Raw genomic sequence first — 8065 nt, forward strand, 5'->3', positions numbered from 1 at the left:
TAGGGCCCCGGACCGGCAACGGCCCGGTACGCGCGGCGCGGTGCGGTGCGGACGGCCTCCCGGTTGCGGAACCGGTTGGGGCGCCGGTGGGGGAAGGGCGCCCGTGATCGGTCGGAAGCGGTCCAGGAGGGGACCTTCCCCCGCACCCCGGCCACCCGCCGGGGCGTCCGGTGTGACCGCCGCCATAACCGGGCCGGGTCAGCGCTGCCGAACCCGCTCGGTAAGGATGAGGGGGCAGAATTGTGGCTTACGGCGGGGGAGAGCGTGACGACCAGGACAAGCCGGGATGTGCTCGGCAGGGGGCTGCGGGTGCTCGGCCGGGCGATCCGGGAGCAGCCGCGGATCTTCGCGGTCGCGGTCACCGGCAGTGTCCTGTTCGGGCTGCTGGTGATCGCCGGTGCCTACGTGGTCGGCGCGGTGGTCGGTGAGGTGGTGGTGCCGTCCATCGCCGCCGGCCGGGTCGAGTGGGGCGCCCTCGCGCTCGCCGCCGCCCTGCTGCTGGGTATCAGCCTGCTCCGGGTGGCGGCGATCTTCGGGCGGCGGCTCGGGGCGGGCTACATGCAGTTCCGGCTCCAGGCCGCGTACCGGCGTCGGGTCACCCGGCGCTACCTCGACCTGCCGCTGTCCTGGCACCACCGGCACGCCACCGGCACCCTGCTCTCCAACGCCAACTCCGACGTGGAGGCCACCTGGTACCCGATCGCTCCGCTGCCGTTCGCGGTCGGCACCGTGGTGATGCTGGTCGCCGCGATCGTCTCGCTCTTCGTCACCGACTGGGTGCTGGCCCTCGTCGGGCTGGCCATCTTCCCGGCGCTGTTCATGCTCAACGTGGTCTACTCCCGACGGATGGCACCCCGCCAGGCCCGCGCGCAGCGGATCCGGGCCGAGGTCAGCGCGATCGCCCACGAGAGCTTCGACGGCGCCCTGGTGGTCAAGACCATGGGCCGGGAGGCGCAGGAGACCACCCGGTTCGCCGCCCGGGCCGGCGAGCTGCGCGACGCGCTGATCGCGGTCGGCCGGCTGCGCGGCGTCTTCGACCCGCTGCTGGAGACCCTGCCCAGTCTCGGCACCCTCGCCGTACTGGTGGTCGGCGCGATCCGGCTGCGGCAGGGCGCCATCACGGTCACCGAGCTGGTCAGCGTGGCGTTCCTGTTCACCGTGCTGGCCTTCCCGGTCCGGGCCATCGGCTGGGTCCTCGCCGAGGTCCCCCGCAGCGTCGCCGGCTGGGACCGGGTACAGCAGGTGCTCCGGGCCACCGGCGACATGCCGTACGGCACCGCCACGCTGCCCGGCGACGGCACCACCCCGGCCACCCTGGAGTTCGACGACGTCTGGTTCGGGTACGAACCGGCCGAGGAGCACACCCCCGGCACCGAGGTGCTCGGCGAGGTGTCGTTCACCGTGCCCGCCGGCCGCACGGTCGCCCTGGTCGGGCCGACCGGGTCCGGCAAGTCGACCATCGCCGCGCTCGCCCTGCGGCTGGTCGACCCGCGCGCCGGGACGGTCCGCATCGACGGGGTGGACATCCGGGACCTGACCCTGGCGGCGCTGACCTCCACCGCCGCGCTGGTCGCCCAGGTGCCGTTCGTCTTCGACGACACGGTACGGGCGAACATCACCCTCGACCGGCCCGGTATCGACGACGCCGCCGTCTGGGCGGCCCTGCGCCTGGCCGAGGCCGACGGGTTCGTCGCGGCCCTGCCCGACGGGCTGGACACCATGGTCGGTGAGCGGGGCACCTCGCTCTCCGGCGGACAGCGGCAGCGGCTCACCCTGGCCCGGGCGCTCGCCGGCCGACCCCGGCTGCTGGTGCTCGACGACGCCACCAGCGCCGTCGACCCGCGGGTCGAGGCGGCCATCCTCGCCGCCCTGCGGGACGACGCCGCCGGTCCGGCCGCCACCATCCTGGTGGTCGCCTACCGGCGGGCCACCATCGCGCTCGCCGACGAGGTGGTCTACGTCGAGCAGGGCCGGGTGGTGGCCCGGGGGGCGCACGACACCCTGCTCGCCACCGTGCCCGGCTACGCCGACCTGGTCACCGCGTACGAGCAGGCCGAGGCAGAACGGGAGCGGGAACGGACCCACACCGACGAGGAGGCGATCCGTTGACCGCGCTGACCGAGGCCCCGCCCCGCACCCCGGCTCCCGAGCCGACCGAGAGCACCTGGCAGACCCTGCGGCGTGGCCTCGCGCTCTCCCCGGAGCTGCGTACCGGACTGGCCGGCACCCTCGCCCTGGCCCTGGCCTCCATGGTCGGCCGGGCCGCCGTACCGGTCGCCGTGCAGCAGGGCATCGACCGGGGGTTGACCGCCCCGGGTGGCCCGCACCTGGACGTGGTCGCCGCCGTGGTGGTGGCGACCTGCGCGGTACTGGTGGTCACCACCACCTGCGGGTACCTCATGATGCGGCGGCTGTTCACGGTCACCGAGACCGCGTTGGCCGCGCTGCGGACCCGGGCGTTCCGGCACGTGCACGACCTGTCGATGCTGCACCAGCAGTCGGAGCGGCGCGGTTCCCTGGTGTCCCGGGTGACCAGCGACGTCGACCAGCTCACCCAGTTCCTCCAGTGGGGCGGGGTGATCCTGGTGGTCAACCTGGGTCAGCTCGTCGTCACCACCGGGGTGATGCTCTTCTACTCCTGGCAGCTCACCCTGGTGGTGTACGCCGCCTTCCTGCCCGCCGTGTTCATCATCCGGCTGCTGCAACGGCGGCTCGCCGGGGCGTACGGGGTGGTCCGGCAGCGGACCGGCATCCTGCTCGCCGCCGTCGCGGAGAGCGTGGTCGGTGCCCCGGTGATCCGGGCGTACGGCGTCTCCGGCCGGACCGCCGCCCGGCTGGACGAGGCGATCGACGCCCAGCGGGTGGCCCAGCAGAAGGCGATCCGGACCAGCGTCCTCGGCTCCTCGGTCGGGGAGGTGGCCGCCGGTCTGGCGCTGGCCTGCGTGGTACTGCTCGGGGTGGTCCTCGGGGTGGACGGCACGCTCAGCATCGGCCAGCTCACCGCCTTCCTCTTCCTGGTGACCCTGTTCATCCAGCCGGTGCAGATCGCCACCGAGGTGCTCAACGAGGCGCAGAACGCGGTGGCCGGCTGGCGGCGGGTGCTCGACGTGCTCGACGTGGCGCCCGACGTGGCCGATCCGGGTGTCCAGGGCGTCGACCTGCCGCCCGGTCCGCTGGACGTCCGCTTCGCCGACGTCGGCTTCGCCTACCCGGACGGTCCGCCGGTGCTGCACGACGTCACGGTGGACATCGCGGCGAAGAGCCGGGTCGCCGTGGTGGGCGAGACGGGCAGCGGCAAGACCACCTTCGCGAAGCTGCTCACCCGGCTGATGGACCCGACCAGCGGTACGGTGCTGCTCTCCGGTGTGCCGCTGGACCGGGTCCGGTTCGCCTCGCTGCGCTCCCGGGTGGTCATGGTGCCGCAGGACGGCTTCCTCTTCGACGCGACCGTGGCGGAGAACGTCCGGTTCGCCCGGCCGGAGCTGACCGACGCGGAACTCGGCGCGGCCTTCACCGAGTTGGGGCTCGGTGACTGGCTGGACGGGCTGCCGGCCGGCCTGCACACGCCGGTCGGTGAGCGTGGTGAGGCGCTCAGCGTGGGGGAGCGGCAACTGGTGGCGCTGGCCCGGGCGTACGTGGCCGATCCGGACCTGCTGGTGCTGGACGAGGCGACCAGTGCGGTCGACCCGGCCACCGAGGTACGCCTGCAACGCACCCTGGACGCGGTGACCCGGGGCCGGACGACCCTGGCCATCGCGCACCGGCTCTCCACCGCGCAGGCCGCCGACGAGGTGATCGTGGTGGACCGGGGGCGGATCGTGCAGCGTGGCCCGCACGAGGAACTGGTCCGGGACCCGTCCTCGATCTACGGCCTGCTCTACGCCTCCTGGCTGGAACAGACCCGCTGACCGGCGCCGGTCACCGGGAGGTGGTCACCGCTCGACTGCTCCGGTCACATGGTCTAGCCTCAGGTTAGGTAAGGCTAACCTTTATTGGAGCACGCGATGGCATCCAGCCCGACCCAGCCCAGCCCCGCCGAGATCGCCCGCACCCTGAGCGCCGGCCGGTTGCCCGGCACCGCGTACGTCGCCCACGGCCTCGGACCGCACCAGGTCCGGCACGCCACCGACGCGCAGGGGCGGGTCCTGCTGCTCGTCTCGGTGGTCAGCGACCTGGCCCGGGCACTCCGGCCCGGGGCGGGCGCGGAAACCGCGGTCGTGCTCGACGTACCGGACCTGCCACCGGCCGCCGGGTCCCCGGCCCTGGGCCGGGTCTGGATCTCCGGGTGGGCCGCGCCGCTCACCGGGGCGGAGGCCCGGCAGGCCGCCCTCGACTTCGCCGACACCGACCCGACCGGGGACCTGCTGGACGTGGGTCGGGGGTTCGCGCTCCACCGCTTCGAACCGGCCGAGGTGCGGCTGGAGACCGGTGGTGCCGTGCTCCGGATCGACCCCGGGGAGTACGTCGTCGCCGAACCGGACCCGCTGCACCCGGTGGAGCGGGAGATCATCGTCGACCTCACCCGGCGGCACGCTCCCCGACTCACCGAACTGTTCTCCCGGCACCTCGCCGACCGGGCGTCCGGCACCCCGCCCCGGCTGGTCCGGATCGACCGGTACGGCATGGTGGTCGCGCTGGGCCGCCCCGGCCCGGAACGGACCGCCCGGCTGGTCTTTCCCCGTCCGGTGCGGGACCGGGCCGACCTGGTCCGGCTGCTGCAACCGGTGCTCCGCCCCGGGCACGCCCCGGCCGGGGCGGCGGTCCACCGGGTCGGGCGGTCCTGAACCAACCCACCCGATCGTGGCCGGGGCATCCGGTAGCCGGAACGGGTTCAGGCCGGACCGGCGGGCAGGTCACCGGTCAGGTACCGCTGTACGGTCGGGCCGACCGTGCCGACCAGGGTCTCCGCCGGCACCGAGGCGACCGGTTCGAGGCGGATCACGTACCGCATCATGGCCAGGCCGATCATCTGGCTGGCCACCAGCGACCCGCGCAACGGCGCCTCGACCGGATCGAGGTCCAGGTGCTGGAGTACCCGGCGGATGACCTGGGTGGTGAGGAACTCCCGGAGCAGCCGGGCGGTCCACTCGTTGGTGAGCCCGGACCGCAGCAGGGCGACCGCGGCCGACCCGGCGGGCGAGTCCCAGATGCCGAGGAAGGTGCGGACCAGCCGGGTACCGACCTCCCCCGGATCACCGTCGAGCACCTGCGGCAGCAGCTCCCGGGGATCGACCGGCGAGTTCATCGCGGCCAGGAAGAGCTGGTCCTTGGTGCCGAAGTAGTGGTGCACCAGCGCCGGGTCGACGCCGGCCCCGGCGGCGATGGCGCGGATCGAGGCGCCGTCGAAACCGCGCTCGGCGAAGACCGTCCGGGCCGCCGCCAGAATCGACTCCCGGGTGTCCGGCTTGCCGGCCCGCCGGCCGGTCCGTCCCGCCACGATCCGCCTCCCTCGTCGTGCCGTCGGTGCCCGGTCAGCTGCCGGGCCGTTGGCCGGCCGCTGTCGGCACCGGCCGGCCGGGTCGGGGGGTCAGCCGCTGCGCCGACGCAGGGTGGCGGCGGCGAGCACTAGGGCCAGCACCACGGCACCGCCGACCACCGCGACGTCACGCCACATCGTGCCGGTCGGCTCCGGGTGCGCCCCCACCTCCTGCAGGGCCTCGACCGCGTACGACAGGGGCAGCACGTCGCTGACCGCCTGGAGCCAGCCGGCCATCTCGTCCCGGGCGACGAACAGCCCGCAGAGCAGCAACTGCGGGATCACCACGACCGGCATGAACTGTACGGCCTGGAACTCGGTACGGGCGAAGGCACTGCAGAACAGTCCGAGTGCGACACCGAGCACCGCGTCCAGTACCGCAATCATGATCACCAGGCCGCTGCTGCCGGCGGTGTCCAGGTCGAACAGCAGGTACGCCACGGCGGCCGAGATCGCCGCCTGGCCGGCGGCGGCCAGCCCGAACGCGATGCCGTACCCGAAGAGCAGGTCGAGCCGGCCCAGCGGCGTGGTCAGCAGCCGCTCCAGGGTGCCCGAGGTGCGTTCGCGCAGCATCGCGATGCTGGTCACCAGGAACATGATGATGAACGGGAAGACGCCGAGCATGATCAGTGCGATCCGGTCGAAGGTGCTCGGTCGGCCGGGCGGGGTGGGTTGGCCGGAGAACATGAAGTAGAGCAGGGTGAGCAGCACCCCGGGTACGACCACCAGCAGCGCGACGGTCCGCCGGTCGTGGCGCAGCTGACGCAGGATGCGCAGGGTGGTGGCCAGCAGGATCGGCGGGTGCATCAGGCCACCGTCCCGTCCGGCCGAGGGCCGCCGACACCCGGCCCGGTGCCGTCGCGGGGTGCTCCGCGGTCCCCGCTGCCGGCGGCCCTGATCAACCGGAGGAACGCCTCCTCCAGGTCCGTCACCCCGGTGGTGGCGCGTACCCCGTCGGGGGTGTCGTCGGCGATCAGCCGTCCGTCCCGGATGAACAGCAGCCGGTCGCAGCGGGCCGCCTCGTCCATCACGTGGCTGGAGACCAGCAGGGTGGTGCCGGCGCCGGCCAGCTCGTGGAACCGCGCCCAGAGTTCGGCCCGGAGCACGGGGTCCTGCCCGACCGTGGGCTCGTCGAGGATGACCAGTTCCGGTCGGCCGATCAGGGCGCAGGCCAGGGAGGCCCGGCTGCGCTGCCCGCCGGAGAGGGTGCCGACGAGCTGGCCGGCCGCTGCGGCGAGCCCCACCTCCGCCACCACCCGGTCGGCTTCGGCGCTGCCCTGTCCCTGGAGCGCGGCGAAGTAGCGGGCGTTCTCCCGCACGGTCAGGTCCGCGTAGACGCTGGGTGCCTGGGTCAGGTAGCCGAGCCGGCGACGCAGCGGCGCCGATCCGGCAGGCCGGCCCAGCACGGTGACGGTGCCCGAGGTGACGGTCTGCACCCCCACCACCGCCCGCATCAGGGTGGTCTTTCCGCTGCCGCTCGGCCCGAGCAGCCCGGTCACCGTGCCGCGGCGTACCGCGCAGGTGACGCCGTGCAGTACCCGTCGTCGGCCCCGTGCGACGACGAGGTCGCGGACGTCGATCGCGTTCTCCACCGATCCTCCCGGAACTCATCATGTGTTGAAATCAACGGTAGATGAAATAGCCGTCGGTGCACAACGGGCCGGGGGACCCGGATCCGGATCGGACAGGGAGTCCGGCAACGGGCATTGCACCCCGATCGGGCGTGCGGCACGATGACGCGGTGGGTCACCCTCCGTCACTAGCGAGTGGTTTCCTGGACGACTGGTGTTCCCGGCTGCGCCACCTGACGCAGCGCCCCGTCGTCGGCATCCTGCTGCGCGGCAGCCACGCCCGGCAGGCCGCCACCGACTACAGCGACGTCGACCTGGACGTGCTGGTCAGCGGCCCGTCGTACGCGGCCCGGCCGGCGTTCCTGGCGGACACCGCCGGCCGGCTGACCCACCTGTCGGTCGCCGTACGCGACGTCGACTCGTGGCTGCGCCGGCTCGCCGAACCGGCGGACTGGGCCTTCGGACTGCCGGTGGACGCGCCGACCCGACTACTCTGGGCCGATCCCCGCTGGCGTTCCTGGCTGGACGTACCGGTCCTGCGCCAGCCGGCCGGGGAACCCCGGTTCGAGGACCTGATCGCCAACCTGGGCAAGGTGGTCGGCGCCCGGGCCGGCGGGGACGCCCTCGGCGCCCGGCTCGCCGCCAACGACCTGGCCATGCTCTGCCCCTCGGTGCTACGCCTGGCCAACCCCTCGGTCACCGTGTCCTCCCGCCGCACCGCGTTCGCCGCCGCGCTGGCGCTGCCGGTCGCCCCGCCCGGGTACCGCGACGACATGCTGGTCTGCCTCGGCCTGCGGCCGGCCCCGGTGGCCGAGGTCTGTGCCGCCGCCGTCCGGCTGGTGACCGGTGCCGTGCCGCTGGTCCGACCGTACGCGGCCGAGCTGGCCGGGGTGACCGGTACCGATCTGGCCGAGGCGTTGACCGACGGGCGGCTGGAGCGGTACCTCACGCAGTTGACCGGCGCCGCCACCCGGACCGGGTCACCGGTACCCACCCCCCGTACGGGACAATTCCCTAC

At 73.7% G+C, this 8065-nt stretch carries 7 protein-coding genes; 4 read left to right on the top strand and 3 right to left on the bottom strand.

Annotated elements, in window-relative coordinates:
* Positions 1–264 precede the first annotated feature (264 nt).
* From GSF22_RS08590 to GSF22_RS08600, 3 genes are all read left to right on the top strand, one after another.
* Positions 265–2109: an ABC transporter ATP-binding protein gene (locus tag GSF22_RS08590; protein ID WP_208812639.1), complete on the top strand. Its 1845-nt coding sequence runs from the start codon at positions 265–267 to the stop codon at positions 2107–2109.
* Positions 2110–2114: 5 nt separating this feature from the next.
* Positions 2115–3908 (top strand): ABC transporter ATP-binding protein, encoded by a 1794-nt coding sequence (locus GSF22_RS08595; protein ID WP_208812651.1) that lies wholly within the window; start codon positions 2115–2117, stop codon positions 3906–3908.
* A 96-nt stretch (positions 3909–4004) separates the two neighbouring features.
* Positions 4005–4784 carry a DUF2470 domain-containing protein gene (locus GSF22_RS08600; protein WP_208812641.1) on the top strand — a complete coding sequence of 260 codons (780 nt, stop codon included), beginning with the start codon at positions 4005–4007 and terminating at the stop codon, positions 4782–4784.
* Positions 4785–4831: 47 nt separating this feature from the next.
* Here the strand turns inward: GSF22_RS08600 and GSF22_RS08605 are convergent, their stop codons facing one another.
* The 3 genes from GSF22_RS08605 to GSF22_RS08615 form a co-directional block, all read right to left on the bottom strand.
* Positions 4832–5437 carry a TetR/AcrR family transcriptional regulator gene (locus tag GSF22_RS08605; protein WP_208812643.1) on the bottom strand — a complete coding sequence of 202 codons (606 nt, stop codon included), beginning with the start codon at positions 5435–5437 and terminating at the stop codon, positions 4832–4834.
* A 90-nt stretch (positions 5438–5527) separates the two neighbouring features.
* Positions 5528–6283, bottom strand: a complete 756-nt coding sequence (locus GSF22_RS08610; protein ID WP_208812645.1) for an ABC transporter permease — start codon at positions 6281–6283, stop codon at positions 5528–5530.
* On the bottom strand, positions 6283–7068 hold the full coding sequence (locus GSF22_RS08615; RefSeq protein ID WP_208812647.1) for an ABC transporter ATP-binding protein: 786 nt from the start codon (positions 7066–7068) through the stop codon (positions 6283–6285). Before GSF22_RS08615 ends, GSF22_RS08610 begins: the two co-directional genes overlap by 1 nt.
* A 149-nt stretch (positions 7069–7217) precedes the next feature.
* Between GSF22_RS08615 and GSF22_RS08620 the strand changes: the two genes are divergently transcribed.
* A partial coding sequence (locus tag GSF22_RS08620) for a phosphoribosyl-AMP cyclohydrolase (RefSeq protein WP_208812649.1) occupies positions 7218–8065 on the top strand: 848 nt, incomplete at its 3' end.

Origin of the sequence: Micromonospora echinofusca, from assembly GCF_017614955.1 — a bacterium.
GTDB classification, from domain to species: Bacteria; Actinomycetota; Actinomycetes; order Mycobacteriales; family Micromonosporaceae; genus Micromonospora; species Micromonospora echinofusca_A.